Origin of the sequence: Rubritepida flocculans DSM 14296, assembly GCF_000425365.1 — a bacterium.
Classification (GTDB): Bacteria; Pseudomonadota; Alphaproteobacteria; order Acetobacterales; family Acetobacteraceae; genus Roseococcus; species Roseococcus flocculans.
Genome location: NZ_AUDH01000012.1, coordinates 18,400 through 43,918, shown reverse-complemented (window position 1 = coordinate 43,918; position 25,519 = coordinate 18,400). Strand labels below are relative to the sequence as shown.

General features: G+C 74.2%; 28 protein-coding genes. 11 read left to right on the top strand and 17 right to left on the bottom strand.

Annotated features, from left to right (window positions below; translation table 11 throughout):
- Positions 1-57 precede the first annotated feature (57 nt).
- The 4 genes from tolB (at position 58) to H596_RS0111670 (ending at position 3,454) form a co-directional block, all read left to right on the top strand.
- Complete coding sequence (tolB, locus tag H596_RS0111685; protein ID WP_051212858.1) at positions 58-1,428, top strand: Tol-Pal system beta propeller repeat protein TolB; 1,371 nt, start codon at positions 58-60, stop codon at positions 1,426-1,428.
- A 215-nt stretch (positions 1,429-1,643) separates the two neighbouring features.
- Complete coding sequence (gene pal, locus H596_RS0111680) at positions 1,644-2,117, top strand: peptidoglycan-associated lipoprotein Pal (RefSeq protein ID WP_027285048.1); 474 nt, start codon at positions 1,644-1,646, stop codon at positions 2,115-2,117.
- A 34-nt stretch (positions 2,118-2,151) separates the two neighbouring features.
- Entirely contained in the window at positions 2,152-2,955 is an 804-nt protein-coding gene (locus H596_RS23825) for a tol-pal system YbgF family protein (protein ID WP_037301092.1), read from the top strand.
- A 70-nt stretch (positions 2,956-3,025) separates the two neighbouring features.
- Positions 3,026-3,454 carry a lytic transglycosylase domain-containing protein gene (locus H596_RS0111670; RefSeq protein WP_027285046.1) on the top strand — a complete coding sequence of 143 codons (429 nt, stop codon included), beginning with the start codon at positions 3,026-3,028 and terminating at the stop codon, positions 3,452-3,454.
- Positions 3,455-3,506: 52 nt separating this feature from the next.
- On the opposite strand, the gene H596_RS0111665 is transcribed toward H596_RS0111670, so the two are convergent.
- Positions 3,507-4,244 (bottom strand): SDR family NAD(P)-dependent oxidoreductase, encoded by a 738-nt coding sequence (locus H596_RS0111665; protein WP_027285045.1) that lies wholly within the window; start codon positions 4,242-4,244, stop codon positions 3,507-3,509.
- A 90-nt stretch (positions 4,245-4,334) separates the two neighbouring features.
- Here H596_RS0111665 and H596_RS0111660 point away from each other — a divergent pair, with 90 nt between their 5' ends.
- Positions 4,335-6,146, top strand: a complete 1,812-nt coding sequence (locus tag H596_RS0111660; RefSeq protein WP_027285044.1) for an ABC-F family ATP-binding cassette domain-containing protein — start codon at positions 4,335-4,337, stop codon at positions 6,144-6,146.
- Positions 6,147-6,175: 29 nt separating this feature from the next.
- On the opposite strand, the gene H596_RS0111655 is transcribed toward H596_RS0111660, so the two are convergent.
- Genes H596_RS0111655 through H596_RS22950 form a run of 3 tightly spaced genes read right to left on the bottom strand, consistent with a single transcriptional unit; the run spans position 6,176 to position 8,929 of the window.
- On the bottom strand, positions 6,176-7,066 hold the full coding sequence (locus H596_RS0111655) for a prephenate/arogenate dehydrogenase family protein (RefSeq protein ID WP_027285043.1): 891 nt from the start codon (positions 7,064-7,066) through the stop codon (positions 6,176-6,178).
- A complete protein-coding gene (hisC, locus tag H596_RS0111650; RefSeq protein ID WP_027285042.1) occupies positions 7,056-8,147 on the bottom strand; it encodes a histidinol-phosphate transaminase in 1,092 nt (363 codons plus the stop codon). Before hisC ends, H596_RS0111655 begins: the two co-directional genes overlap by 11 nt.
- Positions 8,144-8,929, bottom strand: coding sequence for a chorismate mutase (locus H596_RS22950; RefSeq protein ID WP_051212856.1), 786 nt, complete (start codon positions 8,927-8,929; stop codon positions 8,144-8,146). The genes hisC and H596_RS22950 overlap by 4 nt, the downstream gene beginning before the upstream one ends.
- Positions 8,930-9,018: 89 nt before the next feature.
- On the opposite strand from H596_RS22950, the gene metX reads away from it, so the two are divergent.
- Complete coding sequence (gene metX, locus H596_RS0111640; protein WP_027285041.1) at positions 9,019-10,167, top strand: homoserine O-acetyltransferase MetX; 1,149 nt, start codon at positions 9,019-9,021, stop codon at positions 10,165-10,167.
- A 48-nt stretch (positions 10,168-10,215) separates the two neighbouring features.
- On the opposite strand, the gene H596_RS0111635 is transcribed toward metX, so the two are convergent.
- From H596_RS0111635 to pdxH, 3 genes are read right to left on the bottom strand one after another with little or no spacing between them, the layout of a single operon-like run.
- Positions 10,216-11,094 carry a universal stress protein gene (locus H596_RS0111635; RefSeq protein ID WP_027285040.1) on the bottom strand — a complete coding sequence of 293 codons (879 nt, stop codon included), beginning with the start codon at positions 11,092-11,094 and terminating at the stop codon, positions 10,216-10,218.
- Between the two features lie 36 nt (positions 11,095-11,130).
- Positions 11,131-12,582 (bottom strand): bifunctional aminoglycoside phosphotransferase/ATP-binding protein, encoded by a 1,452-nt coding sequence (locus H596_RS0111630; RefSeq protein WP_027285039.1) that lies wholly within the window; start codon positions 12,580-12,582, stop codon positions 11,131-11,133.
- Positions 12,582-13,157: a pyridoxamine 5'-phosphate oxidase gene (pdxH, locus tag H596_RS0111625; protein WP_027285038.1), complete on the bottom strand. Its 576-nt coding sequence runs from the start codon at positions 13,155-13,157 to the stop codon at positions 12,582-12,584. Before pdxH ends, H596_RS0111630 begins: the two co-directional genes overlap by 1 nt.
- 90 nt (positions 13,158-13,247) lie before the next feature.
- Here pdxH and fabI point away from each other — a divergent pair, with 90 nt between their 5' ends.
- The gene (gene fabI, locus H596_RS0111620; protein ID WP_027285037.1) at positions 13,248-14,087 is read left to right on the top strand and encodes an enoyl-ACP reductase FabI; all 840 of its coding nucleotides are present in this window, start codon (positions 13,248-13,250) and stop codon (positions 14,085-14,087) included.
- Here fabI and H596_RS21225 read toward each other — a convergent pair.
- From H596_RS21225 to H596_RS0111605, 3 genes are read right to left on the bottom strand one after another with little or no spacing between them, the layout of a single operon-like run.
- Positions 14,068-14,460 carry a protein-tyrosine phosphatase family protein gene (locus H596_RS21225; protein ID WP_051212854.1) on the bottom strand — a complete coding sequence of 131 codons (393 nt, stop codon included), beginning with the start codon at positions 14,458-14,460 and terminating at the stop codon, positions 14,068-14,070. The genes fabI and H596_RS21225 overlap by 20 nt on opposite strands.
- Positions 14,457-15,332, bottom strand: coding sequence for a CDP-alcohol phosphatidyltransferase family protein (locus tag H596_RS21220; protein WP_245584001.1), 876 nt, complete (start codon positions 15,330-15,332; stop codon positions 14,457-14,459). Before H596_RS21220 ends, H596_RS21225 begins: the two co-directional genes overlap by 4 nt.
- Positions 15,329-16,003 carry a phosphatidylserine decarboxylase gene (locus H596_RS0111605; RefSeq protein ID WP_027285036.1) on the bottom strand — a complete coding sequence of 225 codons (675 nt, stop codon included), beginning with the start codon at positions 16,001-16,003 and terminating at the stop codon, positions 15,329-15,331. Before H596_RS0111605 ends, H596_RS21220 begins: the two co-directional genes overlap by 4 nt.
- 47 nt (positions 16,004-16,050) lie before the next feature.
- Between H596_RS0111605 and H596_RS0111600 the strand changes: the two genes are divergently transcribed.
- Positions 16,051-16,446 carry a hypothetical protein gene (locus tag H596_RS0111600; RefSeq protein WP_027285035.1) on the top strand — a complete coding sequence of 132 codons (396 nt, stop codon included), beginning with the start codon at positions 16,051-16,053 and terminating at the stop codon, positions 16,444-16,446.
- A 273-nt stretch (positions 16,447-16,719) separates the two neighbouring features.
- Here H596_RS0111600 and H596_RS0111595 read toward each other — a convergent pair whose 3' ends face one another.
- The 3 genes from H596_RS0111595 to H596_RS0111585 are packed head-to-tail and all read right to left on the bottom strand — an operon-like array spanning position 16,720 to position 18,976.
- Complete coding sequence (locus tag H596_RS0111595; RefSeq protein WP_027285034.1) at positions 16,720-17,316, bottom strand: alkylhydroperoxidase domain protein; 597 nt, start codon at positions 17,314-17,316, stop codon at positions 16,720-16,722.
- On the bottom strand, positions 17,313-17,906 hold the full coding sequence (locus H596_RS0111590; RefSeq protein WP_211225271.1) for a CMD domain protein: 594 nt from the start codon (positions 17,904-17,906) through the stop codon (positions 17,313-17,315). Before H596_RS0111590 ends, H596_RS0111595 begins: the two co-directional genes overlap by 4 nt.
- A 23-nt stretch (positions 17,907-17,929) precedes the next feature.
- On the bottom strand, positions 17,930-18,976 hold the full coding sequence (locus H596_RS0111585) for a putative FMN-dependent luciferase-like monooxygenase (RefSeq protein ID WP_027285032.1): 1,047 nt from the start codon (positions 18,974-18,976) through the stop codon (positions 17,930-17,932).
- 81 nt (positions 18,977-19,057) lie between these two features.
- On the opposite strand from H596_RS0111585, the gene H596_RS0111580 reads away from it, so the two are divergent.
- Positions 19,058-20,422 carry an LLM class flavin-dependent oxidoreductase gene (locus tag H596_RS0111580; RefSeq protein WP_027285031.1) on the top strand — a complete coding sequence of 455 codons (1,365 nt, stop codon included), beginning with the start codon at positions 19,058-19,060 and terminating at the stop codon, positions 20,420-20,422.
- Here the strand turns inward: H596_RS0111580 and H596_RS0111575 are convergent.
- Positions 20,419-21,552 carry a M20 family metallopeptidase gene (locus H596_RS0111575; protein ID WP_027285030.1) on the bottom strand — a complete coding sequence of 378 codons (1,134 nt, stop codon included), beginning with the start codon at positions 21,550-21,552 and terminating at the stop codon, positions 20,419-20,421. The genes H596_RS0111580 and H596_RS0111575 overlap by 4 nt on opposite strands.
- A complete protein-coding gene (locus H596_RS0111570; RefSeq protein ID WP_027285085.1) occupies positions 21,549-22,289 on the bottom strand; it encodes an aspartate/glutamate racemase family protein in 741 nt (246 codons plus the stop codon). Before H596_RS0111570 ends, H596_RS0111575 begins: the two co-directional genes overlap by 4 nt.
- A 27-nt stretch (positions 22,290-22,316) precedes the next feature.
- Between H596_RS0111570 and H596_RS0111565 the strand changes: the two genes are divergently transcribed.
- Together H596_RS0111565 and H596_RS0111560 are read left to right on the top strand one after the other, a co-directional pair.
- Positions 22,317-23,447 (top strand): M20/M25/M40 family metallo-hydrolase, encoded by a 1,131-nt coding sequence (locus H596_RS0111565; protein ID WP_037301085.1) that lies wholly within the window; start codon positions 22,317-22,319, stop codon positions 23,445-23,447.
- Between the two features lie 241 nt (positions 23,448-23,688).
- Complete coding sequence (locus H596_RS0111560) at positions 23,689-23,994, top strand: hypothetical protein (RefSeq protein WP_027285028.1); 306 nt, start codon at positions 23,689-23,691, stop codon at positions 23,992-23,994.
- A gap of 7 nt (positions 23,995-24,001) precedes the next feature.
- On the opposite strand, the gene H596_RS21215 is transcribed toward H596_RS0111560, so the two are convergent.
- Positions 24,002-24,229, bottom strand: coding sequence for a hypothetical protein (locus H596_RS21215; protein ID WP_037301082.1), 228 nt, complete (start codon positions 24,227-24,229; stop codon positions 24,002-24,004).
- A gap of 2 nt (positions 24,230-24,231) precedes the next feature.
- Positions 24,232-25,461 carry a 2-oxoglutarate dehydrogenase complex dihydrolipoyllysine-residue succinyltransferase gene (gene odhB, locus H596_RS0111550; protein WP_027285027.1) on the bottom strand — a complete coding sequence of 410 codons (1,230 nt, stop codon included), beginning with the start codon at positions 25,459-25,461 and terminating at the stop codon, positions 24,232-24,234.
- Between the last annotated feature and the right edge of the window lie 58 nt (positions 25,462-25,519).

Below are 25,519 nucleotides of genomic sequence, written 5' to 3'. Positions count from 1 at the left end.
GGGGGCGCGAGGAGCCAAGGTGCGCCCCAGACGAATCGCGGTGGGAGAGACAGCCCCGTGAACACCCCCTTCCTGCAGCGCCGCTCCCTGCTCGCGGGCGGCGCGGCGACGCTGGTCGCCCCCGGCATCTGGACCGCGCCCCTGCCCGCCGCCGCGCAAGGCGCCGCCGGCGGCACGGTGGTGGACATCACCCGCGCCCGCACCGATCCCATCCCCATCGCCATTCCCGCCATGGCCGGGATTGGCGGCGACGGCGCGCGGCTCGGCCAGCAGATCGCCGCCGTCATCACCCAGAATCTGCGCGGCTCGGGCCTGTTCCGGCCGGTGGAGCGTGCGGCCTTCATCCAGTCGGCCGAGCAGGCGGCGCAGACGCCCCGTTTCCAGGACTGGCGGGTGATCGGCGCGGTCGCCCTCGTCACCGGCCGCGTGGACGCGACCGGGGACCGGCTGCGCGTCGAGTTCCGCCTCTGGGACGTGATCCCCGAACAGCAGGCGCTGGGCACGGTGTACAACACCACCGCCGCGAACTGGCGGCAGATCGCGCACATCATCTCCGACGACATCTACAAGCGGATGCTGGGCGAGGAGGGCTACTTCAACACCCGCATCGCCTACATCGCCGAGAGCGGCCCGCGCGACCGGCGCACCCGCCGCCTCGCCATCATGGACCAGGACGGCGAGAACAACCGCTTCCTCACCGACGGGCAGTTCCAGGCGCTCACGCCGCGCTTCCACCCGAACGCGCAGCAGATCGCCTTCATGTCCTACCTCAACAACCAGCCGCGCGTGTTCCTGTTCAACCTCCAGACCGGGCGGCAGGAGGTGCTGGGCAATTTCGGCGGCATGACGCTCTCGCCCCGCTTCTCGCCCGATGGGCGCAGCGTGGTGCTCTCGGCCGTGCGGGGCGGGGATGCCAACATCTTCGTCGTGGACCTCGCCTCGCGGCGGGAGCGGCAGCTCACCTCCGCCGCCGGGCTCGACGTCTCGCCCTGCTTCTCGCCGGACGGGCAGCAGATCGTCTTCAACTCCGACCGCGGCGGCGACCAGCAGCTCTACGTGATGGACGCCAATGGCGGCTCGGTGCGGCGCATCAGCTTCGGCAACGGGCGCTATGCCACGCCCGTCTGGTCGCCGCGGGGGGATCTGATCGCCTTCACCCGGATCAGCCGCGGCCAGTTTGCCATCGGCGTGATGCGCCCCGACGGCTCGGGCGAGCGCATCCTCTCCGAGGGCTGGGCGATGGAGAGCCCCACCTTCGCCCCGAATGGCCGCGTGCTGGCCTTCCAGCGCGAGACGCCGGCGCGGGACGGGCGCGGGGCGGGGTATTCGGCGCGGCTCTCCTCCATCGACATCGCGGGCTTCAACGAGCGCCCGGTGCCCACCCCCACCGACGCGACCGAGCCTTCCTGGTCCGGCCTGCTGGGCTGACAGGGCGGGGCTCGATGCCGCCCGTATTCGGCGGCCGCTCGCAGGATCCCTGCGCGCGGGGCAAGGCTCGGCCGCGCCGGGCGGGGCGCTCGCGCCTTGATTGCGCCATGGCCTGCCGCTAGGGCAGGGGTTCGACCGGCGATGCTGCGCCTGCGAAGGGCGCCTCGCCCCCGCCCCGTGGCCCCGCGCCCCGGGCCGTGTTCAAGGAGATGACGATGGCCGCCACCAAGACCCTGCTCGCCGCGCTCGCCGCCGCCAGCCTGCTCGCCGCCTGCTCCAGCACGGAGGAGACGGCGGCCACCGGCGGCGCGGGCGGCGCCGGCGCGATCCGCCCTGGCAGCCAGGAGGATCTGGTCGCCAATGTCGGCGACCGCGTGTTCTTCGACACCGACCGCAGCACCATCCGCGCCGACCAGCGCCCCACCCTGGAGCGCCAGGCGCGCTGGATGCAGCAGCACAGCGCCGTGCAGGTGATCGTGGAGGGCCACGCCGACGAGCGCGGCACGCGCGAGTACAACCTCGCCCTCGGCCAGCGCCGCGCCAATGCGGCGCGCGACGTGCTGGTGGCCAACGGGGTGGCCGGCGCGCGCATCCAGACCATCAGCTACGGCAAGGACCGGCCGGACGCGCTCGGCTCCAACGAGGAGGCCTGGGCCCGCAACCGCCGCGCCGTCACCGTCGTCCGGTAAGGCGCCTCCGCGCCGCCGGAGGAGGGAGGGAGTGATGCGACAGCCGCTCGCCGCCGCGCTGGTTCTGGCCCTCGCCCTGGCCGGGCCGGCCCGGGCGCAGATGGACTCGCGCGAGGCGATCGCGCTGCAGAACCAGATCCTCCAGCTCCGGCAGGAGATGGAGCAGCTCCGCCGCTCGGGCGGGGCCGCGCTGCCGCCCCCGGTCAGCGGCCGCGCGCCCGCGGCGGGCGGCGAGGTGGTGGGCCAGCTCCTCGAGCGCGTGGGCACGCTGGAGGAGGAGGTGCGCCGCCTGCGCGGCCGTGTCGAGGTGCTGGAGAACCAGAACCGCCGCCTGCGCGAGGACATGGAGAAGCTGCAGGGCGACCTCGAGTTCCGCACCGGCCAGGGCGCGGCCCCCGCGCCCGCCGCGCGCCCCGCCGCGCCCGCCGCCGCCGCTCCGGCCGCCGCCCCGCCCCGCACCCCCGAGCGCGCCTTGCAGGAGGGCCAGGCGGCCCTCGCCCGGCGCGACTTCGCCGCCGCCGAGGCCGCCGCGCGCGAGGTGATCGCCAGCCGCAACGCCGCCCAGCAGGTGGCCGCGCACATTCTGCTCGGCGATGCGCTGATGGGCCGGCGGGACCATGGCAACGCCGCCCTGGCCTACAACGAGGCCTTCGTGCGGGCCCGCACCGGGCCCCGCGCGCCGGAGGCGCTGGTGGGGCTCGCCAATGCGCTCACCGCCCTCGGCAACCGGCGCGAGGCCTGCGACACGCTGAACGACCTGCGCAGTCAGTTCCCCAACCTCCAGGGGCCGCAGGCCCAGCGCGCGCAGGAGGCGCGGCAGCGCGCGGGCTGCCGTTGATCCCAGGCTTGCCCGGGGGGCTTGGGGCGCTATCCTCGCTCCGCCGGAAGCACTGGGCCCCCGCGCGCCGATGAGCATCCCCTACCTCGCCTGCATGACGCTGGTGGCGAACCTCTACGGCATCCCGCCGCGGGTGCTGCCGGCCATTCAGCGCGTCGAGGGCGGGCAGGTGGGCAGCGTCAGCCGCAACCGGGACGGCTCGGAGGATCTCGGCGTGATGCAGGTGAACACGCGCTGGATCCCGGCGCTGGCCGCCTACACGGGCGAGAGCGTGGCGGTGGTGCGCCACCGGCTGATCCACGACGCCTGCTACAACATCGCCGCCGCGGGGGCGATCTTCCGCCACAAGCTGGACCGCCGGCGCGGCGACGTGGTGGCGGCGGTGGGCGACTACCACTCGCGCACCCCCGCCCGGCACGAGGCCTATCTGGGCCGCATCACCGAGGCGGCGCGCCAGCTCTTCCCCGACACGCCGCCCGCCGCGCCGCCGCCGCGCTGAGCCGCCCGCCAACCCGGCGTGCCCGATACGGCCGGCGTGACCGCCGCCCGCATCAGCTCAGCATCTGCCCGCCATCCACCACCACCGTGTGGCCGGTGATCCAGCCCGCGAGCGGCGAGGCGAGGAAGAGGATCACGTTCGCCACCTCCTCCGGCGTGCCGAAGCGGCCGAAGGGGATGGAGGCGAGGGTGCGTCGATACAGCTCCGGGTGGCTGTCGCGGCGCTGCTCCCACACGCCGCCGGGGAACTCGATGGAGCCGGGCGCCACGCCGTTCACCCGCACGCCATCGGGCGCCAGCGTCGCGGCCTGGCTCTGCGTGTAGTTGATCAGCAGCGCCTTCACCGCCGCATAGGCCGGCCCGCGCACGGAAGGCCGATAGCCGGAGATGGAGCTGATGTTCACGATGCAGCCCCGCGCGGCCTTCAGCGCCGGCAGCGCCGCGCGGCTCGCGCGCGTGGTGGCGAGCACGTCCACGTTCAGGCTGGCGGCCCAGCCCTCCTCGGTGTCGGCCATGCCGAAGCCGGAGGCGTTGTTCACCAGCACGTCGATGCCGCCGAGCGCCGCCTCGGCCTCGGCGATGTAGCGCGCGATCTGCGCGGCGTCGCCGAGGTCGCAGGGCGCGGCATGGCCCTGGGGGCCGAGCTCGGCCCGGGTGGCGGCCAGCGCCTCGGCGCCGCGCGCGCAGATGGAGACGGCGGCGCCTGCCTTCGCGAAGCCGAGCGCGGCGCTGCGCCCGATGCCCTTGGAGCCGCCGCAGACCACGACGCGCTTGCCGGTGAAGTCGAACATGGATCGTTCCTCCTGCCCGGCGCATCGAAGGCGGGCGGGGCGCGCCTGTCCAGCCTTGACCCGGCGCGCGGCGCGGCCCATGCGCGCGCCATGCCCGCGCCGCCCCTGCTGATCCTGGAGGACATCCGCTTCACCCTCGGCAACGCGCCGCTGCTCGCGGGCGCGGCGCTGCAGGTCTCGCCCGGCGAGCGGCTCGCCCTCGTGGGGCGCAACGGCAGCGGCAAGTCCACCCTGCTGCGCATCGCCGCGGGCGAGCTGGAGCCCGAGGGCGGCACGCGCTTCCTTCAGCCCGGCGCGACGCTGCGCACCCTGCCGCAGGAGCCCGACCTCTCGGCCCATGCGCGGGTGTGGGATGCGGTGCAGGCCGGGCTCGGCCCCGCGGACGACCCGCACCGCGCGCGCTGGCTGCTGGAGCAGCTCGGCCTGACGGGCGAGGAGGCCCCCGCGCGCCTCTCGGGCGGCGAGGCGCGGCGCGCGGCGCTGGCCGCGGCGCTGGCCCCGCAGCCGGACATCCTGCTGCTGGACGAGCCCACCAACCACATCGACCTTCCGGCCATCGAGTGGCTGGAGGCGGAGCTTGCGGCCTTCCGCGGCGCGCTGGTGATGATCAGCCATGACCGGCGCTTCCTCGAACGCCTCTCGCGCGCCACGCTCTGGCTCGACCGCGGCGCGACGCGGCGGCTGGAGCAGGGCTTCGCCGCCTTCGAGGAGTGGCGCGAGCGCCTCCTGGCCGAGGAGGAGCGCGAGGCGCACAAGCTCGGCCGGCAGATCGCGCGCGAGGAACACTGGCTGCGCCATGGCGTCAGCGCGCGGCGCAAGCGCAACATGCGCCGCGTGGCGGAGCTCGAGGCGCTGCGCGCGGCCCGGCGCGCCCGGGTGAAGCCGCAGGGCCAGGTGAAGCTGGAGGCGGCGGAGGCCGAGCGCGGCGGCAGCCTCGTCATCGCCGCCGAGGCGGTGACGAAATCCTGGGGCGGGCGGGCGGTGGTGCGCGGCTTCTCCACCCGCATCCTCAAGGGCGACCGGGTGGGGATCGTCGGCCGCAACGGCGCGGGCAAGACCACGCTGCTCAAGCTGCTGACGGGCGCGCTCGCCCCGGATTCCGGCAGCGTGCGGCTGGGTGCGAACCTCGCCATGGCGAGCCTCGACCAGATGCGCGCCACGCTCGACCCCGCGGCCACGCTGGCGGAGACGCTGACGGAAGGCCGCGGCGACCAGGTCTGGGTGGGCGGCCGGCCGCGCCACGTCATCGGCTACATGCAGGATTTCCTGTTCGCGCCGGAGCAGGCGCGCACGCCGGTGGGCCGGCTTTCGGGCGGCGAGCGCGGGCGGCTGATGCTGGCGCGCGCGCTGGCCGCGCCCTCCAACCTGCTGGTGCTGGACGAACCGACCAACGACCTCGACCTCGAGACGCTCGACCTGCTCGAGGAGATGCTGGCCGACTATGCCGGCACGGTGCTGGTGGTGAGCCATGACCGCGACTTCCTCGACCGCGTCTGCACCAGCGTGGTCATGAGCGAGGGCGAGGGGCGCTGGCAGGAATACGCCGGCGGCTACACGGACATGCTGGCGCAGCGAGGCGCAGGCGTGACGGCGCCGCCGCGCCCCCCGTCCGCTCCCGCTCCCGCGCCCGCGCGGCCCGCCGAGGCTCCGCGCGCCGCCCCCGCGCGCAAGCTCGGCTTCAAGGAGCGGCACGCGCTGGAGACGCTGCCCGCCGCCATGGAGCGCCTCGGGCAGGAGATCGCCGTGCTGCGCCGCTGGCTGTCTGACCCCGAACTCTACGCGCGCGATCCCAAGGGCTTCGCCGCGAAGAGCGCGGCGCTGGCCGAGCGCGAGGCGAAACTCGCCGAGGCGGAGGAGGAGTGGCTGCGCCTCGAGATGCTGCGCGAGGAGCTGGAAGGGTAGCGCGCGGCCTCGCCGCCCCTCGTCCGCGCTCAGGCCTGCTTGCGCTCGATCAGCCCGCGCCGGATCTTCCGGCCGCGCGCGATGCGGTCCACGATGAACTCCTCCTGGCCCCAGCGGATGGCGCGGCCGAAGGCCTGCGCGTCCTCGGTGAAGCGGGCCAGCATCTCCAGCACCGCCTCGCGGTTGTTGAGGAAGACGTCGCGCCACATCGCCACGTCGCTGGCGGCGATGCGCGTGAAGTCGCGAAAGCCGGAAGCGGCGAATTTCAGCACGCTCTCGCGCGTCTCCTCGCTCAGATCGTCCGCCGTGCCGCAGATGGTGAAGGCGATCAGGTGCGGCAGGTGCGAGACGATGGCCACCACCTTGTCGTGCGTCGTGGCGTCCATCGTCTCGATCATGGAGCCGCAGCGGCGCCAGAATTCGCGCACCCGCTCGATCGCCTCGGGCGGCGTGCCCTCGAGCGGGGTGAGGATGGTGTAGCGCCCCTCGAAGAGGCTGGCGAAGCCGGAATCGGGCCCGGTGTGCTCGGTGCCCGCCATGGGGTGGGCGGGCACGAAGACCACGCCCGGCGGCAGCAGCGGCGCGACGTCGCGGATCACCGAGCCCTTGGTGGAGCCGACATCGGAGAGCAGCGTGCCCGGCGCGAGGTGCGGCGCGATGCGCTCCATCACCGACCGGCAGGCGCCCACGGGCACGCAGAGGATCACGCCGTCCGCGCCCTGCACCGCCTCGGCCGGATCCTCGGCCACATGGTCGGCGAAGCCGAGCTCGCGCACGCGCGCGCGCGTCTCGGGCGTGCGGGCGGTCACCACCACCTCGCGCGCGAGCCCGCCCTGCTCGCGGTTGCGCCGGGCGATGGAGCCCGCGATCAGCCCCGCGCCGATGAGCGCGAGGCGGCCGAAAACGGGTTCAGCCGGCATCGCGCATGAAGGCCGCGAGCGTCTCGATCACCAGCATGCACTCCTCGGCCGTGCCGACGGTGATGCGCAGGCAGGAGGGCAGCCCGTAGCCGGCGACGCCGCGGGCGATGACGCCGCGCGCGCGCAGCGCCGCATCCGCCGCGCGCGCCCGCTCGGGCGTGCCGAAATCGGCCAGAACGAAGTTGCAGGCGGAGGGCCAGGCCTTGATGCCCGCCGCCTCCAGCCCGGCGGCGAGCTTCGCGCGCCATTCCGTGTTGTGCGCCACGCTGCGCTCGATCCAGCCCGGCTCCTCCAGCGCGGCGATGGCCGCCGCCATGCCGGCCGCGTTCACGTTGAAGGGCCCGCGGATGCGCCCGATCACGTCCGCCACCGCGGGCGGCATGTAGGCCCAGCCCACGCGCATCCCGCCCAGGCCGAAGATCTTGGAGAAGGTGCGCGTCATCACCGTGTTGCCCGAGGCGTCCACGAGCCTGTGGCCCGGGTCGTAGTCGGGGTCGGTCACGTATTCGGCATAGGCCGCGTCCAGGATGAGCAGGATATCGTCCCGCAGCCCGCGGCGCAGCCGCTCCACCTCCGCGCGCGGCAGCAGCGCGCCCGTGGGGTTGTTGGGGTTGACCAGGCAGACGAGCTTGGTGCGCGGCCCCACGGCGGCGAGCATCGCGTCCACATCGGCCATCAGGTTGCGCTCGGGCACCTTGATCACGCGGCAGCCCGCGTAGCGGCCCGTCAGGTCGTACATCACGAAGCCGTGGGCGGGCATGATCAGCTCCGTGCCCTCGCCGCCATAGGCGAGAATGAGATAGGCGATCAGCTCGTCCGAGCCGTTGCCGCAGAGGATGCGCGCGGGGTCGAGGCCGAACTTCGCGCCGATGGCCTCGCGCAGCCGGGTGGCGTTCCCGTCCGGGTAGCGGTGCGCCTCCGCGGCCATGCGCGCGATGGCGGCGATGGCCCCGGGCGGCGGGCCGAAGGCGCCCTCGTTGGAGGAGAGCTTGATGATGCGGTTCACGCCCGGGATCTTCGACTCGCCGCCCACATAGGGCTCGATGGTCAGGATGGACGGGCGCGGCGTGAGGGCCGTCATGGGCGGGGGGCTCCTCGTTCGGGGATGGCGTAGCGGCCGAGCGGCAGGGCGCCCGGCGGTGCCGCGCCCTCGGTCTCCAGCAGGGCCTGCGTCACGCCGCCCGCGCGGCAGAGTGCGAGCAGCCGCGCGCCGGGGAAGGCGGCGGCGAGGCTCGCGCGGTCGGGCGCGCCGGGGCGCTCTGCCCGCCAGAGCGCGGCGTCGCGCCCCGAGGCGTCGGCCGGGTAGAGGGCGAGCACGGCGGCCTCCAGCACCGGCGCGCGCTCGGCGTGGAAGGGCAGCCGGGCGATGACGTGCAGCGCCTGGCCGTCGAGGCGCGTCCACCAGGCCTCGGCCTCGCTGTCGCTCTCGCGCGGCCAGGGCAGCACGGCGATGGCCGCCTCGCGCGCCATGACGGAGGCGAGGGCGGCGGCGGGGCTCGGGTGCTGGCGCAGCGGCGTCTCCAGCCCGAAATGCGCGGCGGCGAGGCGCGCGAGCCCCGCCTCGCCCGCCAGCGCCACGGCGAAGCTCGCCTGCTGGGCGATGGAGCTCGCGAAGATTTCGCGCCAGAGCCGCACCACCACCGCGCGCGGCAGCGGGCCCGCATGGCGGGCGAGCAGCCGGCGCAGGATCGCGGCCTCCCGCCCCGGGCGCAGCGTGGTGCCGGCGGGCTTGGCGGCGCTCTGCGCGAGGCGCTCCACCACCTCCGCGCGGCGCATGAGCAGATCGTGCAGCGCGTCGTCGAGGCGGTCGATCTGGCCGCGGAGCGCCTCCAGCGTCTCCTGGGTGGTGGGGGCTTGGGACATGAAGCCTGACGCATAGCCGCGCCCGGCCCCTGCGCCAAGGCGGGCGCGCCGGTTGCGGGGCTTCCGGCGCCGGCCTATCTCGGGCGTGGATGAACCGGATCGCCCCCTTTCCGCAGATCGAGCACCAGCGCGCGGTGATCCGCGACGGGCTGCGCCTCGACTCCGGCGCCTGGATCCGCCCGCTCGCCATCGCCTATCGCACCTATGGGCGGCTGAACGCCGCGCGCAGCAACGCCATCCTGATCTGCCACGCGCTGACCGGGGACCAGTACGTGGCCGAGCGCCAGCCCGTCACCGGGAAGCCCGGCTGGTGGGAGAACCTCGTGGGCCCCGGCAAGCCGGTGGACACGGAGCGCTACTTCGTCATCTGTTCGAACGTGCTGGGCGGCTGCATGGGCAGCACCGGCCCGCGCGAGGAGATGACGGACGAGGAGGGGCGCGGCCTCGGCCGGCCCTGGGGGACGGATTTCCCCGCCATCACCATCGCCGACATGGTGCGCGCGCAGAAGAAGCTGATCGAGCATCTGGAGATTCCGCGCCTGCTCGCGGTCATCGGCGGCTCCATGGGGGGCATGCAGGTGCTGGAGTGGGCCGCCTCCTACCCCGAGAGCGTCTTCGCCGCCGCGCCCATCGCCTGCGCCACGCACCACTCCGCGCAGAACATCGCCTTCCACGAGGTGGGCCGCCAGGCCATCCACGCCGACCCGGACTGGAAGGGCGGCCGCTACTGGGAGGACGGCTCGGTGCCCGCGCGCGGCCTGTCGGTGGCGCGGATGGTGGCGCACATCACCTATCTCAGCGAGGCGGCGCTGACGCGCAAGTTCGGCCGCAAGCTGCAGGACGCCTCGGCGCTGACCTTCCTCGAGGACGTGTTCCAGGTGGAGAGCTATCTGCGCCACCAGGGCAGCACCTTCGTGCGGCGCTTCGACGCGAACAGCTACCTCACCATCACGCGCGCGATGGACTATTTCGACCTGGCGAGCGCGCATGGCGGCCTGGCCGCGGCCTTCCGCAACACGCCGACGCGCTTCTTCGTCGCCTCCTTCTCCTCCGACTGGCTGTTCCCGACGAGCGAGAGCCGCGCCCTGGTGCGCGCGCTCAACGCCGCCGCGGCGCGGGTGTCCTTCATCGAGATCACGACCGACAAGGGCCACGACGCCTTCCTGCTGGACGAGCCCGTGTTCCACCGCGCGCTGGGCGGATTCATCGCGGGCTGCGCGCAGGAGCTCGGCGTCTAGCCGCGCCTATCGCGCGCCAGGCCACGATCACGCCGACGGCCGCCGGACTCAGCGGCACATCAGCACGGGGATCTCGGCGTTCTCCAGCACATGGCGCGTCACGCCGCCCAGGATGAGCTGGCGCAGGCGCGAGTGGCTGTAGGCGCCCATGGTCAGCAGATCGGCCTGGAAGTCGCGCGCGGCGCCCAGCAGCCCCGCGCCCACGTCCTTCGTCATGGGCTTGAAGGGCACGGCCTCGGCGGTGATGCCGTGCCAGTGGAGATAGGCGAGGATGCCCTCCACCGGCGGGCCGCGGCGCTGGTATTCGTCGGCGTAGAGCACGCGCCGCGCGCTGGCGCGGTGCAGCCAGGGCAGGGCCGCGGCCATGGCGGCCGCGCTCTCGGCCGTGCCGTTCCAGGCGCAGCAGACGCGCGTGCCGATGCTGGCGGGCGCCACGCGCGGGGCGATGAGCACCGGCCGGCCGCTGTCGAAGAGCACGGCGTGCAGCGCGTCGCTGCTGCTCACATCCTCCTCGGCGTCGGGATGGGGCACCACGGCCATGTCGTAGAGGCGCGACTGCTGCGCCACCACGTCCTCCTCGCGCCCCGCGATGGATTCGAAGGAGAGGGTGGGCCCGCCGGATTTCAGCGCCGTCTCGGCGGAGGTGGCGATGGTCACGTCGCCCGCCGTGCTGGCGAAGCGCTCGAACAGCGCGCGCACGCGCGCCGCGCGCTCGCCGCTCTCGCGCTCGGTGGCGGCCATCATCTCCTCGATCATCGCGCCCGAGAGGCCCTCGCCCGCCAGCGGCGCCACGTCGCGCGCGTCCACCCGCACATGCAGGCAATGCACATGGGCGTTCCAGATGCGCGCGACCATGAGCGCGGTGGCCAGCGCGGCCTCGCCGGCGGCGGTGCCCGTCAGCGGCAGGAGCAGGCGTCGGTAGGCCATGGTCCCGGTTCCTCAACCCATTCGTTTCGCGCGTGGTTATGGCGAGGGCGGGGGCTCGGAGTCCAGCAACTTCCGCACCGCGGGCAGGGGGTCGTCGCCGGCATCCACCACATGCCAGGAGATGGGGCCCGTCTCGCGCCGCGCCGCCTGCTCGAGCACCGCCACGGTGGCGTCCGAGGCGTCGCCGCGGCGGGCGGCGATGCGCGCGCGCAGCACGCCGAGCGGCGCGGTGAGCCAGATTCCGGTGAAGGGCGCGCCGGCGGCTTCGATCAGCGCGCGCTCCTCGGGGCGCAGGAAGGCCGCGTCGGCGATGGCGGCGTGGCCGCCCTGCAGCGCCGCGCGCGCCATGGCCGCGAGTTCGGCGAAGACGGCCGCGCTCTCCTCGGCGCTGTAGGCGGATTCGGGCAGGCGCTGCTCGGGCGCGAGCCCCGCGCGCCGCTTGCGGATTTCGTCGCTGCGCAGCACCAGCGCGCCGGGCGCGGGGCCGAGCCCGGGGGCGAGCGCGCGCGCGAGGCGCGACTTGCCCGTGCCCTGCAGCCCGCCGATCGCGAGAAGCCGCGCCGGCGCCGGATCGAGATAGGCGCGCGCGGCGGCCAGCAGCGGGCGCGGATCCTCCTCCTTGCGCGCCGCCACATGGGCGCGGATGAAGGCGCGCAGCGAGAGCCAGAGCGGCAGGCCGCGCACCAGCGCCGCATCGCCCGTGCGCGCCACATAGCGGTTCAGCACCCGGTTCGCCGCGCGCCGGCCCTGGCGCTGGTCCAGGTCCATCAGCAGGAAGGCGAGGTCGTAGCCCACGTCGATGGTGGCCAGCGCCTCGTCGAACTCCAGCGCGTCGAAGGCGTGCGGCGCGCCGTCCAGCAGGCAGAGATTGCCCAGATGCAGGTCGCCATGGCAGCGGCGCAGGAAGCCCCCCGCCGCGCGCTCCGCGAGCCAGGGGCCGAGCGCCGCGTGCCGCGCCGCCGCCGCCGCGTGCCAGGCGCGCGCCGCGTCGGGATCGAGCCCGGCGGAGAGCGCGGCCCGCAGATTGCCGGCGAGAATGGCCTCCATCCCGCCATCGCCCTCGCGCCGCGGCGCGCGCGCGTGCAGGGCGGCGACCGCATCGGCCGTGGCGTCGAGCAGCGCCTCCTCGAGCGGGCCATGCGCGTCGAGGAAGGCCTCGCGCGGCAGGCGGCGCATCCGCAGCACCCAGTCCAGCGCCTCGCCCGGGCCGTCGAGGGCGAGGCTGCCGTCGGGCGCGCGGGTGATGGCCGAGACGCCGAGATAGAGGCCCGGCGCATTCGGCGCGTTCAGCGCGAATTCGTGGCGCAGCAGCCGCGCGCGCTCCTCGCGCCGGGTGAAGTCGAGAAAGCCGAGATCCACGGCCTTCTTGAGCTTCAGCGCCTCCTCCCGCCCCAGGAACACGGCCGAGATGTGCGTCCGCACCACGCCCTCGCCCGTGCGGCGGGCGAGGAAGGCGGCCACCTCCTGCTGTTCGGGCGGGATCTCCATCAGGGGTAGAGCAGCTCCTCCCGCCAGCCTTCATCGGTGCGGTGGAACACGCGCCGCTCGTGCAGGCGGAAGGGCATGTCGCGCCAGAACTCGATGCGCTCGGGCAGCACGCGGAAGCCCGACCAGTGCGGCGGGCGGGGGATCTCGCCCAGGCCGAACTTCAGCGTGTACTCCGCCACCGCCTTCTCGAGCGCCCAGCGCCCCTCGAGCGGGCGGGACTGCTTCGAGGCCCATGCGCCGATGCGCGAGGGGCGCGCGCGTGTGGCGAAGTAGGCGTCCGCCTCCTCCGCCGTGACGGGCTCCACCGGGCCCTCCACGCGCACGCTGCGCGCCAGTGTCTTCCAGTGGAAGCACAGCGCCGCCCGGGGGTTGGCGGCCAGCTCTCCGCCCTTGCGGGAGTCGAGGTTGGTGTAGAACACGAAGCCGCGCGCGTCCTGGCCCTTGAGCAGCACCATGCGCGCCGAGGGCCGCCCATCGGGCGTGGCTGTGGCGAGGCACATGGCGTTGGGGTCGTTGGGCTCGGTCTTCGTCGCCTCCGCCATCCAGTCGGCGAAGAGCGCGTGGGGGTCTGTCATGGGGTCCGCATCCGGGGTTCGGGGGCCTTGCCCGCCTGTGGGGCATGTGCCACCACGCCCCCCGCCCCGCAACCGCCCGCACGGATGACCATGACGGAAGACGCCGAAGCCGCCCTGCCGACCGGAACGCTGATGCAGGGCAGGCGGGGCCTGATCATGGGCGTGGCCAACAACCGCTCCATCGCCTGGGCCATCGCGCGCGCCGTGGCGGCGCAGGGGGCGGAGCTGGCCTTCACCTACCAGGGCGAGGCGCTGGAGAAGCGGGTGCGGCCGCTGGCGGAATCCGTGGGCAGCGACATCGTGCTGCCCTGCGACGTGGCGAGCGACGAGGACATGGACGCCGCCTTCGGCGCCATCGAGGAGCGCTGGGGGCGGCTCGACTTCTTCGTCCACGCCATCGGCTTCGCCGACAAGCAGTATCTGCGCGGCCGCTTCCTCGACACCCCGCGCGAGGCCTTCCTGCAGGCGCTGGACATCTCCTGCTACTCCTTCGCCGCCACGGGCCGCCGCGCGGCGGCGCTGATGGGCCCGGGCGGGGCGCTGCTGACGCTGACCTACCTCGGCGCCGAGCGCTGGACGCCGCACTACAACGTGATGGGCGTGGCCAAGGCGGCGCTGGAGGCCAGCGTGCGCTACATGGCCGCCGACCTGGGCGGGGAGGGCATCCGCGTCAACGCCATCAGCGCCGGCCCGATCAAGACGCTCGCGGCGAGCGGCATCGGCGATTTCCGCTACATCCTGAAGTGGAACGAATACAACTCGCCCATGCGCCGCAACGTGGCGCTGGACGAGGTGGGGGGCGCGGGGCTCTACCTGCTCAGCCCGCTCAGCACCGGCGTCACGGGCGAGGTGCACCACGTGGATTGCGGCTATCACATCGTCGGCATGAAGAACCCCGACGCGCCCGATCTCACCATCGAGAAGGGCTGAGCCAGGCGCGCGCGAAGGCCTCCTGCGCCGGCGTTTCCACCGCGCGCGGATCGTGCCGCGCGCGCACCCAGGCCACCGGGTCGCCCGGCACGCCGCATTCGGCGGCGAGGCAGGCGAGCACCGTGCCGGTGCGCCCCAGCCCGGCGCGGCAGCCGATGTAGAACAGGCGCTCCGGCTCGCGCGCCATCGCCGCCTTCAGCGCATCCAGCGTGGCGCGCAGCGCCGCGGGCTCGGGCAGGCCGAAATCCTCGATGTCGAGCGTCAGCGCGGCCTCGGCGCGGTTGGGCGCGTGCGGATCGAGGCAGAGGCCGAAGGCACCCGGCGGCAGCGCGGCGAAAGGCCCGGCCCCGAGCCGGACGCCCGCCAGGATCATCCGGCGGCGCGCGGCTGCTCCACCGCCTCCGGCCCGCGCAGCAGCTCCGCCTCCCGCTTGAGGCGGCGATAGGAGCGGACGGAGAAGAACAGCATCCCCGCATAGATCACGCCCGCCAGCGCCAGCGCCGCCCAGGGCTCTGTGACGAGGAAGGCGAGATAGGCCCCCACGCCGAGGAAGAGGGGCAGCACCCGTTCGGCCGGGATCTTGAAGTTCTTGAAGGACCAGGTGGGCAGGGTGCTCACCATCAGCCCGCCCACCAGGAAGAGCATGGCGGCGGCGAGCGCGGGGTGGCGGATGGCCTCGGCCGTGGCGGCCCAGCCCGATTCGGAGAAGGCGAGCCAGGCGAAGAGCGGAAACAAAGCGAGCCCGGCCCCCGCCGGCGCCGGCACGCCGGTGAAGAAATTATAGGCATAGGCCGGCTTCACCACCGGGGGGGCCCCGGGCTCGGAGATGCTCGCAGCGTTGAAGCGCGCGAGCCTGAGCGCGCTGCACACGGCGAAGAGCACGCAGGGAATGAAGCCGATGGGCCCCGCATGCTGCAGCGTCCAGAGATAGAGCACGAGGGCGGGCGCGACGCCGAAACACAGGAAGTCCGAGAGGCTGTCGAACTCCGCCCCGAAGCGGCTGGTGCCCTTGAGCAGCCGGGCGATTCGCCCGTCCAGCCCATCGATCACGCCGGCGGCGACGATGAAGGCCGCCGCCTGGGGGAAACGGCCCTCGAGCGCGAATCGGATGGCCACCAGCCCGGCGCAGAGCCCCACCATGGTCAGCAGGTTGGGGATGACCCGGTTGAAGGAGGGGCCGCGATAGCGCGGGCGCTGGCGCGGGCGCAGACGCCTCAGCCGCGTGCGCAGGCCCTCCCTGGTCACGCGCGCAGATCGGCGAGGATCGTCTCGCCGCCGATCATGGTCTGGCCCACCAGCACCAGCGGCCGCACCCCTTCGGGCAGATAGACGTCCACGCGGCTGCCGAAGCGGATGATGCCGAAGCGTTCGCCGGCCGAGAGGTGATCCCCCTCGCGCACGGTGCAGACGATGCGCCGCGCCACCAGCCCCGCGATCTGCACGCAGCCGAGGCTGCGGCCATCGGGCAGATCGAGGCGCAGCGCGTTGCGCTCGTTCGTCTCGTTGGCCTTGTCGAGGCTCGCGTCGATGAAGGCGCCGTGCCGGTAGGCGATGCGCCCGACGCGCCCCTCCACCGGGGAGCGGTTCACATGCACGTCGAGGACGGAGAGGAAGATGGCCACGCGCCAGCGCGGGGCGCTTCCCATCTCGAGCTCGGGCGGGGGCGCGGCCTCGCTCACCATCACCACCTTGCCGTCCGCGGGTGCGAGGACGAGGCCCGGGCGGGGCGGCGGCACGCGCTCGGGGTCGCGGAAGAAATAGAGGCAGAACAGGGTGAAGGCCGCGCCCAGCCAGAACAGCCAGGCGCCCAGGATCAGCCCGCCCAGCACCGCCACGCCCGCGCCGGCATAGATGAACACGCGCCCGGCCGGATGCGGCGGGGCGAGGACGAGGGAGAGGCTGCGGCCGAGGGACATGGGCGCGGTTTATCCTCCCTTAACCGAGGCGGGGCAAGCTTGGCCCCATGTTGACGCTCGGCCCCTTCGCCGTCGCGCGCGACGGCAGGCTTTCCCCGCGTGAGCCCGGGCTGCGGCCCGCGCTGCGCTTCGACTGGCGTGGCCGCCGCTGCGAGGCGGAATGGCAGGGAGATCGGCTGCGCCTGCGCGCCATCGCCGGCCGGATCCCTTCCACCGCCGAGCCCGGCGCGAACCGGCGCATGGTCTTCGAGGCCGCGGCCCGGCTGCCCCAGGAACTGCCCAAGGGCTGGCGGCTGCGCCTCACCCCCGATCATCGCCTGGCCGTGGAGGCCGAGGCTCCCACGCGCGAGACGGCGGTGGAACTGCTGGGCGAGATGGTGCGCTTCGCCCTCGCGCTCGACCCCTGGATCGAGCGCATCGAGCAGGTGGGCGTGCGGGCCTGACACGGGCGGGCGCGAGCGCCGACATCTGCTCACAGCAACGCGGCGTGGCCTGATCCGCCGTGGTCGCGACGCGCGCTCTGCCTGCCCCGGTGACGGGCGGCGGCTGGGTTGAGGGGCGGGCCCGTTCCCTTTCGGCGCTGCCCCGGCAGCGGCAGAGCGCGGCTCACCGCCGGGTGAACGCGCTTCTTCTGCTGGGCGATGGCTGGAGAGACCGGCCTGTGGCTCAAGCCCCCCTCATCGTCGCTGCGACCTCCGGCGTGACGGCCGCTCGTCCTACAACGCCGGCTCGCCCAGCGAGAGCATCAGCCGGTTCGCCCAGTTGAAGAAGGCGGCGGCGTGGATCAGGTCGCTGATCGCCTCGTCCTCCAGCCCCGCCGCGCGCAGACGCCGCACATGCGCGTCGCCGAAGCGGATGGGTGTGACGGTGAGATCCACCGCCGCCTCGACGATGGCGTTCCAGCGCTCGCCGAGATCCGCCGCGACACCCTCGGCCAGCAGCCGGTCCACCTCCGCCTCGCGCTTCGAGTAGGTGACGGCGTGGCGCGCGTGGACGGAGGCGCAGTAGATGCAGCCGTTGACGCGCGAGGCCGCGGCGGCGGCCAGCTCGCGCTCCGCGCGCGGCAGCCCGCCCTCGGTGTTGTAGAAGATGTCCTTGTCGGTGCGGGTGCGGTGCTCCAGCGCGTCCGGGTCATGCGCCAGAAGGCGGAAATAGGCCGATTTCGCGCGCGCCTTGTCCACCAGCGCTTCCATGTGGCGCGGCGTCAGCGCCTCCTCGGCGAGGGGTTCGAGCCAGGGCAGCCAGTCCAGCATCGCGCGCGTGAAGGCGACGGGCGCCTGGTGGCCCGAGGGGGTGAGGATCGCGTCGGTCATGCGGCGTCTCCCACATGGCGCGCGAGCACGGCGAGGCCATGCGCGGCGCGAAGCTGATAGGCGAGGAAGGCGACGAGCTGCGAAAGGCTGACGATCTCGGGCGTGGTCCAGCCGGCCGCGAGCAGCGGGGCGAAGCGCTGCGGCGCGGCGTCGCGCGGGTGGAACACCAGGAAATGCGCGTGGGCGAAGGCGGCGGCGAGGCGCGGGCCCAGCGCGCCCGCGGCCTCCGGCGGCAGGGCGAAGCCGCGGGCGGGCGTGTCCTCGGCGCTGAGCGGGCCGGGCGGATAGGCGCCGTGCGGGCCATCGGCGCGCGTCGCGGCGGCGGCGGCGGCGACGGGCGCGGCCAGCTCGGGCGCGCGCGCCGCCAGCCCCGCCGCATAGTGCCGGGCGAGCGGGCTTTCCCCGTGCAGCGCGGCCACATAGGCGGCCACCGCGAAGCGCTCCGCCTCCGTGAATCGGCCCGGCGAGTCCGGGGTGAGCAGGACGCGATAGCTCTCCTGCGTGTGGGTGCGGGCGATCGGCCGCCGCGCGCGGATGCGGTCCATGGCGGAGCCGGGCGTCACGCCCAGAAGGCTGTCGAGCAGGTCCATCGGGTTCGGTCCTTGCGGGGGCATCACGCCACGCGGGCGGCGGGAAGGGCAGGGGCGGGGCGCCAGCCGAAGGCGGGCGCCACCTCGCGCGCCACCAGCTCGATGGAGCGCAGGATGAAGGGGTGCGGCGGGTCTACCGAATGCACCTGCACGGCGAGTTCGGTGGCGTGGCGCAGCGTGGCGTCGGCGGAGAGCGAGGCGATCACCTCCTCGGGCGTGCCGAGATGCACGTCCTGCCGGCGGATCATCTCCTCCACCGGGGGCGGCTCGCCCTCCGCGCGGCCGAGCGAGACGAGGCGGCGGTGGAAGCGCCCCAGCCCCTGTTCGGCGAAGCGCAGCGCGAGCGCGCGCTCCTCCGCCACGAAGACCGAGCGCGAGGCGAGGATGCGCGGCGCCACGCCCTCGGGCAGCGCGGCGCGATAGGCCTCGATCATCGGGAGCTGGATGTCGGCGAGCTGCGCCTCGGGCGCATGGGCCGGGCGCGGCTGGGTGCGCGAGAGCAGCAGCCCCGCGCCGATGGCCCCCGCCGCGCGCGCGCCCTCGACCGAGAAGGTCGCGAACCACAGCCGAGAGAGCAGCCCGGGCGCGGCGGGGTAGAGGCGGTCCCCGCCCGGCAGGGGCCGCCCGGCCAGCGCCTCGCGCAGCAGGGTCAGATTCGCCTCGAACAGTTCGCGCCGCTGCGCGTTGTCGAGGCCGAAGGCGGCGAAGGCGGCCGGATTCCCGCCCGGGCCCACGCCGAGCTCGAGCCGCCCGCCGCTGAGCAGGTCGAGCACGCTCGCATCCTCGGCCACGCGGAGGGGCAGTTCCATGGGCAGGGTCACGATGCCCGTGCCGAGCCGGATGCGCTGGGTGCGCGCCGCCACCTGCGCGAGGAAGACGAAGGGCGCGGGCAGCCCGCCCTCATCGGCGTTGAAGTGGTGCTGCGCGACCCAGGCGGCGTCGAAGCCCTCCGCCTCGGCATGGCGGATCTGTTCGGTGGCGAGGCGATAGCGCTCGGCGGGCGCCGCCTCGTCCAGCAGCCGCGTGAAGAATCCGAGGCGCGCGATGCGGGGCGGGGCGGATGCGGGCATGGCGCATCATCGCGCGGGTTGCGCGCCGGGCTCAATCCCCGCGGCGTTGACGCGCGCCGCGGCCTCGGGGAGCGTCGGCCCATGCCCGATCGCCACATCCTGCTCCACGCCTTCACCATGAACACGGTGGGGCATGTCTCCCCCGGCCTCTGGACGCACCCGCGCGACCACAGCACGGAGTATCGCCACCTGCGCCACTGGACCGGGCTCGCGCGGCTGTGCGAGCGCGGGCTGTTCGACGGCGTCTTCCTCGCCGATGTGCTGGGCCTCTACGACGTGCACCGCGGCGGGCCGGAGACGGCGCTCGCCCGCGCCACCCAGGTTCCGGCGAACGACCCGCTGCTCGTCATCCCCGCCATGGCCGCGGTGACGGAGCATCTGGGCTTCGGCGTCACGGTGAACCTCAGCCATGAGCCGCCCTATCTGCTCGCGCGCCGCTTCTCCACCCTCGACCATCTGACCGAGGGGCGCATCGGCTGGAACATCGTCACCGGCTACCTGGCCAGCGCGGCGCGCGCCCTCGGCCAGCCCGCGCTGCGCGCGCACGACGAGCGCTACGACCTCGCCGAGGAATACATGGAGGTGGCCTACCGGCTCTGGGAGGAGAGCTGGGAGGAGGGCGCGGTGCTGCGCGACCGCGCGCGCACCCTCTACGCCGACCCCGCGCGCGTGCACGCCATCCGCCACCAGGGCGCGCATTTCTCCGTCGAGGCGATCCATCTCTGCGAGCCCTCGCCGCAGCGCACGCCCGTGCTCTACCAGGCGGGCACCTCCAGCGCGGGGCGGCGCTTCGCCGGGCGGCATGCCGAATGCGTTTTCGTCAGCGGCCCGACGGTGGAGGTGATCGCCCCGCGCGTGGCGGCGCTGCGCGAGGCGGCCGCCGCGGCGGGCCGGGCGCCGGAGGATCTGCGCATCCTCTCCTCGCTCACCGCCATCGTCGCCGCCACCCGCGCCGAGGCGGAGGACCGCTACGCCGAGTGCCTGCGCCACCGCAGCCTGGAGGGCGCGCTGGCGCTGATGTCGGGCTGGACGGGGCTCGACTTCGGCGCGCTCGACCCCGAGGCGCGGGTGGAGCAGGTGGAGACGGACGCCATCCGCACCGCGCTCGAGAACATCACCCGCGCCGATCCCGCGCGCTCCTGGACCGTGCGCGAGGTGGCGGAGTTCACCGCCATCGGCGGCAATGGCCCGGTGCTGGTGGGCGATGCGCCCGCCGTGGCGGACCAGCTTCTCGACTGGGTGGACCGGACGGGGGTGGACGGGCTGAACCTCGCCTCGGCGGTGATGCCCGAGACCTTGGAGGGCGTGGTGGAGTTCCTGGTGCCCGAGCTGCAGCGGCGCGGCCGCTACAAGACGCGCTACGCGCCGGGCACGCTGCGGCGCAAGCTGTTCGGGCGCGACCGCCTCGCCCCGCCCCATCCGGCGGCGGCGTTCCGGCGCGGCTAAAGCCCCGCCACCCCCGGCCCCAGCGTCTCGAACAGCCGCGCGAGCAGCCGCGTGCGCGGCACGAGGCAGCCGATCTCGAGGAACTCCTCGCGCGTGTGCGGCCCGCCGCCGATCACGCCCAGCCCATCGAGGGTGGGCACGCCCAGCGCCCCGGTGAAGTTGCCGTCGCTGCCGCCGCCGGCCACGCGCTCGCCCGCCACCTCGAAGCCGATCTCGCGCGCCAGCGCGGCGGCGTGGTCGTAGAGCGCCTGGATGGCGGGGGTCTTGGAATAGGGCGGGCGGCCGAGGCCGGGCGCCACCTCCGTGCGCACATCGGCATCGTGCCGCGCGAGGCCGAGCACCGCCGCGCGCAGCGCCTCCTCCTCGCGCGCCGTGGGCACCAGCGCGTAGCAGATGGCGCGGCACTCGGCGGGCACCATGTTCTCGTGCGTGCCGCCCTGCACCACGCCGATGTTCACGCAGAAGTTCCGCGCGTGGTCGGTCAGCGCCTCCAGCGCCAGGATGTGGTGCGCCATCTCGCGCACGGCGCTGCGGCCCTCGGCGTGATAGGCGCCCGCATGGGCGGGGCGGCCATGGGTGGAGAGATGCCAGCGCGCGATGCCGTGCCGCGCCACGGTGAGGCGGCCGCCCTCGCCCGAGGGCTCCACCACCAGCACGGCGCGGTGCCGCAGCGCCTCCGCCTCGATGGCGGCGCGCGAGCTGGGGCTGCCCATCTCCTCGTCCGGGATCATCATGACGCTGACGGAGAGGCGCGGGCGCAGGCCGCGCGCCTGCAGGTGCTGCAGCGCAGCGAGCGCGATGGCGTTGCCGCCCTTCATGTCGTAGATGCCCGGGCCATAGGCGCGCTCGCCGTCCATGCGCGCGGCGAAGCTGCCCAGCGGGTGCACCGTGTCCATGTGGCCGAGCAAGAGCAGCCCGGGGCCTTGCTCCGCGCCCGGAACCCGGCCGATGAGAATGTCGCCGAAGCCCTCGCGCCCGGGCGTGCGCTCGATGGCCGCGCCGAGGCCGCGCAGCAGCGCCTCCGCATGGTCGGCCACGCGGTTCACGCCCGGCACGTGCTGGGTGGGGCTTTCGATCGCCACCCAGCCCATCACGGCCTCGAGCAGCGCGGGCTGCGAGAGATCCCTCACGGCGTTCCTCCCTTGAGCAGCGCCGCCAGCGCGGGGTCGAGCCCGAGGCTCGCGCGGCCCTGGGGCGGGGCGAGGCTGCCCGCGCGCGGCCTCGGCAGATTGAGCGCCACCAGCATCTCGCAGAGCTTCACCCCGGCGGCGATGCCGTCGAGCAGCGGCACCGCCGCCTCGCCCTGCAGCCGCGGCGCCATGCCGGCCAGCGCCGCGCCGCCCATCACCACCGCATCCGCGCCCTCGGCCACGGCGCGGGCGATTCCCGCCTGCACCTTGCGCGCCACGCCCTCCGGGTCGCGCACCGCCTCCTGCGGCGTCGCGTCCACGCCCACCAGCGCGGCGCAGCGCCCGGCGAGTCCGTGCTGCGCGATGCGCTCGCGGTAGGTCTCGACGCCGCCGAAGGTGACGAGGCCGAAGCGCGCGCCCACCAGGCAGGCCGCGAAGCAGGCGGCCTCCGTCATGCCCACCACGGGGCAGGGCATGAGCTGGCGCGCGGCCTCCAGCGCCGTGTCGTGGCTCACCGCCAGGAGGCAGGCCTCCACCTGCCCCGCATGCTCGGCGAGCAGCGAGAGCAGCGCATGGCCCGCGATGACGTTCTCCGCGCGGGTGGCGATCACCTCCGGCCCGAAGCGCGGCGTGGCGGGGATGATCCGCGTGCCGGGTGCGGCGGCCGCGCGCGCGGCCTCGGCGCAGAGCTGCGTGATGGCCTCGGTGGTGTTGGCGTTGGCGACGAGCAGGCGCATGGTTCCCGCATCAAAGAGGGAACCCCGATGGAAGCCAAGCTCGACCTGCCCTTCGACGCCGAGGAGATGCTCGCCGGCCTGCGGACCTGGGTGGAGTGCGAGAGCCCCACGCACGACGCCGCGGCGGTGAACCGCATGATGGCGCTGGCCGCGCGCCACCTGGCGCTGATGGGCGCGACGGTCGAGACCATCCCCGGCCGCATGGGCTTCGGCGACTGCGTGCGCGCGCGCTTCCCGCACGAGAGCCGCGAGAAGGGCATCCTCGTGCTCGCGCATCTCGACACGGTGCACCCCGTCGGCACGCTGGCGAAGGGCCTGCCCTTCCGGCGCGAGGGCGACATCGCCTACGGCCCGGGCATCCAGGACATGAAGGGGGGCACCTACCTCGCCGTCGAGGCGATCGGCCAGCTCATCAGGGCGGGCATCCCGACCTCGCGGCCCGTCACCGTGCTGCTGACCAGCGACGAGGAGGTGGGCAGCCCCTCGACGCGCGATCTCATCGAGGCCGAAGCGGCGCGGCATGCCGTGGTGCTCGTGCCCGAGCCCGCGCGGCCCGATGGCGGCGTGGTGACGGGCCGCTACGCCATCGCGCGCTTCAACCTGCGCACGACGGGCCGGCCGAGCCACGCGGGCGCGCGGCTCGCGGAGGGGCGCAGCGCCATCCGCGAGATGGCGAAGCAGATCCTCGCCATCGAGGAGATGACGACGGAGGACTGCACCTTCTCCGTCGGCGTCGTCCACGCCGGGCAATGGGTGAACTGCGTGGCGACGCATTGCGACGCCGAGGTGCTCTCCATGGCCAAGCGCCAGGCGGATCTGGACGCCGGGGTGGCGCGGATGCTCGCCCTGCGGCCGAGCGGCAACGACGTGCAGCTCACGGTGACGCGCGGCGTGACGCGCCCCGTCTGGGAGCCGGACGAGAAGGTGCTGGCGCTGCACGCCACCGCCGAGGCGCTGGCGAAGCGGCTGGGTTTCGCGCTGCCGCACCAGTCCTCGGGCGGCGGCTCGGACGGGAACTTCACCGGGGCCATGGGTATCCCCACCCTCGACGGGCTGGGCATCCAGGGCGCCATGGCGCACACGCTGGAGGAGCATGTGCAGGTGAGCTCGCTGGCCTCGCGCGGGAAGCTCTTCGCGGGGTTGCTGCAGAGCGTGTGATATGGACGGCGGCCACGCCGGACGTATCGCGCGCAGGGTTGACGGGCACCCATCGAAGCTTTGCTTCGATGGGACCCGGCGTGGCGGCTGCGCGCCGAAACGAGGCCATGCCGGCGGCTGCGCCGCAGCGCCGGCGATCAGCGCCAGCATCCGCCGGTTTGACGGGCCGCAAGGCGGCGGCGAGTGCGGCGGATAGGCTCCCTCTCGCGCCTTCGGGAAGGCGCGAGAGGAGGTTGTCGCTATGCGCCCTGGTCTTTTCCTGCTGTGCGGCCTTCTGCTGGCCCCGCCCGCCCTGGCGCAGCCGGCGCCGGTGGGCCCGCCGGACATGCGCCGTCAGGGCGAGAACTGGCACATGGGCCAGGATCTGCACCGCAACGAAAACCCGGCGCGCCCCGGCCGGGCCGCGCCATCCAGCGCGCAGCGCCGGGCCCAGCGCCAGGCGCAGCAGCAGCGGCCCATCACGGGCACGGGCCGCCCCGTGGCGCGCCCGCCGGCGCCGACACCGGGCGGCCCGCCCGTCCCTCGCAGCACGCCGCCTGGGCGGTGAAGCCGGTTCAGCCCTCGCGCCGGGGCGGCCGGCGCTCGCGCGGCGGCGGGGGCGGGACGGAGAGCTCCGCCTCCAGCTCCTTGATCTTGTTGCGCACGCTCTCGCGCAGGGCGGGCGTGGCGTGGGGCTTCATCCCCGCCAGCACCTCCTTCAACTCGCGGAGCTGCTTCTCCTTCTCGGCGCGCGAGCGGGAGATGGGGCGGTTGTCGCTGAGCTGGCCTTCGCGGGAGCGCATGGTCAGACGCCCAGCATCAGGCGGCGCGGATCCTCGATCGCCTCCTTCACGCGCACGAGGAAGGAGACGGCCTCCTTCCCGTCCACGATCCGGTGGTCGTAGGAGAGCGCGAGATACATCATCGGGCGGATCTCGACGGACTTGCCCACCGCCATCGGCCGGTCCTGGATCTTGTGCATGCCGAGAATGCCCGACTGCGGCGGGTTCAGGATCGGCGTGGACATCAGCGAACCGTAGATGCCGCCATTGGTGATGGTGAAGCTGCCGCCCGCCATCTCCTCCAGCTTGAGCTGGCCGTCGCGCACGCGCCTGCCGAAATCGGCGATGCGCTTCTCGATCTCGGCGAAGCCCATGGCGTGCGCGTTCTTCAGCACGGGCACGACCAGCCCGTTCGGCCCGCCCACCGCGATGCCCATGTGGACGAAGTTCTTGTAGATGATGTCCTCGCCCTCGATCTCGGCGTTGACGGCGGGGAACTCCTGCAGCGCGGCCACGCAGGCCTTCACGAAGAAGCTCATGAAGCCGAGCTTCACGCCGTGGCGCTTCTCGAAGTGGTCCTTGTATTCCGCGCGCAGCGCCATCACCGCGCTCATGTCCACCTCGTTGAAGGTGGTGAGCATGGCCGCCGTGTTCTGCGCCTCCTTCAGCCGGCGGGCGATGGTGGCGCGCAGCCGCGTCATCTTCACGCGCTCCTCGCCCGGCTCCAGGGCGCGGGCGGGCTTGGGCGCGGGCGCGGCGGCGGGGGCGGCGGCGGCGCGGGCCAGGAAGTCCAGCACATCGCCCTTGGCGATGCGCCCGTCCTTGGCGGAGCCGGGGCCGATCTGCGCGGGCGTGAGGCCGTTCTCGGCCATCAGCTTCGCGGCGGCGGGCAGGGCGGCGGGGGCGTGGCCGCCGGGCGGGGCGCCATGCGCCTCGGCCTGGGCCACCGAGCCGCCCGCGGTGCCCACGGGCTTCGCCCCGGCGGTGGGGGGGGCGGCGGGCTTGGCCGCGGCCGCGCCGGCCGCGATGGAGCCGAGCACCGCGCCGGGCTCCACCTCCGCGCCTTCCTTGGCGGCGATCGCCTCCAGCACGCCGGCGGCGGGGGCGTTCACCTCCACCGTCACCTTGTCGGTCTCGAGCTCCACCACGGGCTCATCGGCCGCGACCGCCTCGCCCGCCTGCTTCAGCCAGCGCGCCACGGTGGCGCTGCTCACGCTCTCGCCCAGGGTGGGCACCAGGATGTCCGTCGCCATCTTCTCGCTTTCCTCGACCCGGATGTGGCCAGGGCGGGGGCGGCGCGCGCCGCCCCCG

Bases quoted from the DNA above. Each gene is read 5' to 3' on its own strand.
- pal (WP_027285048.1), top strand. From the start codon at position 1,644: ATGGCCGCCACCAAGACCCTGCTCGCCGCGCTCGCCGCCGCCAGCCTG.
- H596_RS23825 (WP_037301092.1), top strand. From the start codon at position 2,152: ATGCGACAGCCGCTCGCCGCCGCGCTGGTTCTGGCCCTCGCCCTGGCC.
- H596_RS0111670 (WP_027285046.1), top strand. From the start codon at position 3,026: ATGAGCATCCCCTACCTCGCCTGCATGACGCTGGTGGCGAACCTCTAC.
- H596_RS0111665 (WP_027285045.1), bottom strand. From the start codon at position 4,244: ATGTTCGACTTCACCGGCAAGCGCGTCGTGGTCTGCGGCGGCTCCAAG.
- H596_RS0111660 (WP_027285044.1), top strand. From the start codon at position 4,335: ATGCCCGCGCCGCCCCTGCTGATCCTGGAGGACATCCGCTTCACCCTC.
- H596_RS0111655 (WP_027285043.1), bottom strand. From the start codon at position 7,066: ATGCCGGCTGAACCCGTTTTCGGCCGCCTCGCGCTCATCGGCGCGGGG.
- hisC (WP_027285042.1), bottom strand. From the start codon at position 8,147: ATGACGGCCCTCACGCCGCGCCCGTCCATCCTGACCATCGAGCCCTAT.
- H596_RS22950 (WP_051212856.1), bottom strand. From the start codon at position 8,929: ATGTCCCAAGCCCCCACCACCCAGGAGACGCTGGAGGCGCTCCGCGGC.
- metX (WP_027285041.1), top strand. From the start codon at position 9,019: ATGAACCGGATCGCCCCCTTTCCGCAGATCGAGCACCAGCGCGCGGTG.
- H596_RS0111635 (WP_027285040.1), bottom strand. From the start codon at position 11,094: ATGGCCTACCGACGCCTGCTCCTGCCGCTGACGGGCACCGCCGCCGGC.
- H596_RS0111630 (WP_027285039.1), bottom strand. From the start codon at position 12,582: ATGGAGATCCCGCCCGAACAGCAGGAGGTGGCCGCCTTCCTCGCCCGC.
- pdxH (WP_027285038.1), bottom strand. From the start codon at position 13,157: ATGACAGACCCCCACGCGCTCTTCGCCGACTGGATGGCGGAGGCGACG.
- fabI (WP_027285037.1), top strand. From the start codon at position 13,248: ATGACGGAAGACGCCGAAGCCGCCCTGCCGACCGGAACGCTGATGCAG.
- H596_RS21225 (WP_051212854.1), bottom strand. From the start codon at position 14,460: ATGATCCTGGCGGGCGTCCGGCTCGGGGCCGGGCCTTTCGCCGCGCTG.
- H596_RS0111605 (WP_027285036.1), bottom strand. From the start codon at position 16,003: ATGTCCCTCGGCCGCAGCCTCTCCCTCGTCCTCGCCCCGCCGCATCCG.
- H596_RS0111600 (WP_027285035.1), top strand. From the start codon at position 16,051: ATGTTGACGCTCGGCCCCTTCGCCGTCGCGCGCGACGGCAGGCTTTCC.
- H596_RS0111595 (WP_027285034.1), bottom strand. From the start codon at position 17,316: ATGACCGACGCGATCCTCACCCCCTCGGGCCACCAGGCGCCCGTCGCC.
- H596_RS0111590 (WP_211225271.1), bottom strand. From the start codon at position 17,906: ATGGACCTGCTCGACAGCCTTCTGGGCGTGACGCCCGGCTCCGCCATG.
- H596_RS0111585 (WP_027285032.1), bottom strand. From the start codon at position 18,976: ATGCCCGCATCCGCCCCGCCCCGCATCGCGCGCCTCGGATTCTTCACG.
- H596_RS0111580 (WP_027285031.1), top strand. From the start codon at position 19,058: ATGCCCGATCGCCACATCCTGCTCCACGCCTTCACCATGAACACGGTG.
- H596_RS0111570 (WP_027285085.1), bottom strand. From the start codon at position 22,289: ATGCGCCTGCTCGTCGCCAACGCCAACACCACCGAGGCCATCACGCAG.
- H596_RS0111565 (WP_037301085.1), top strand. From the start codon at position 22,317: ATGGAAGCCAAGCTCGACCTGCCCTTCGACGCCGAGGAGATGCTCGCC.
- H596_RS0111560 (WP_027285028.1), top strand. From the start codon at position 23,689: ATGCGCCCTGGTCTTTTCCTGCTGTGCGGCCTTCTGCTGGCCCCGCCC.
- H596_RS21215 (WP_037301082.1), bottom strand. From the start codon at position 24,229: ATGCGCTCCCGCGAAGGCCAGCTCAGCGACAACCGCCCCATCTCCCGC.
- odhB (WP_027285027.1), bottom strand. From the start codon at position 25,461: ATGGCGACGGACATCCTGGTGCCCACCCTGGGCGAGAGCGTGAGCAGC.